Below are 640 nucleotides of genomic sequence, written 5' to 3' on the forward strand. Positions count from 1 at the left end.
AAATTATCTGTTTCTACTCTTATTCTACCTGATCTTCCATTTACCTGCAATTTTACCTTTGCTGAATTTATATTGTTAGATGCGCTATTTCTTCTTTCATTTGCTCTCATTAGATTACTTTTTAATAAGCTTGTCTCGCTGTAGGATATTCCTACTATTCCACTTCTTCCTAAACTTATGGTACTCAAATCTCTTCTCCTTTACCTCGTTCTACTATCTATATCTCTTTCCAGAGATGAGAACTCCTGTGAAATACTATCCAACTCTTTAGCCAAGCACTCAACTTTTTTATTATGTTCCATCATTGAATTATATAGTTTGGGAAAATGACTATTTTCAAAACTATCCTTTGACACCCCTTGCCATTGTGTTTCAATTTTATCAACTGAACTTTTGAGTTTACTTAATGTATCCTTCATTTCACTTGCATATTTTTTATACACATTTTTAGCATCGTTAACTTTATTAATATCAACTAAGACATCCATATACTTCACCTACTTTTTTTATAAATTCATATATTAATAATTTATAATTTGGACTATCTTATTCTAGTTCTTACCTCATTTAATATATTTCCTCTAACCTCCATCTTAGGATAAACAATTTTTTTCTTATCGTTTTTATGCCCAGTAACTTT

At 29.5% G+C, this 640-nt stretch carries 2 protein-coding genes; both read right to left on the reverse strand.

All coding sequences use genetic code 11. From position 1 onward, the window contains the following. A partial coding sequence (locus I2E83_RS17425) for a hypothetical protein (RefSeq protein ID WP_195430796.1) occupies positions 1–188 on the reverse strand: 188 nt, incomplete at its 3' end. A 12-nt stretch (positions 189–200) separates the two neighbouring features. After that, complete coding sequence (locus tag I2E83_RS17430) at positions 201–488, reverse strand: WXG100 family type VII secretion target (protein ID WP_195431284.1); 288 nt, start codon at positions 486–488, stop codon at positions 201–203. Positions 489–640 lie beyond the last annotated feature (152 nt).

This window comes from Clostridium sp. D46t1_190503_E9 (assembly GCF_015555225.1).
Taxonomy (GTDB): Bacteria; Bacillota; Clostridia; order Clostridiales; family Clostridiaceae; genus Clostridium.

Bases quoted from the DNA above. Each gene is read 5' to 3' on its own strand.
- I2E83_RS17430 (WP_195431284.1), bottom strand. From the start codon at position 488: ATGGATGTCTTAGTTGATATTAATAAAGTTAACGATGCTAAAAATGTG.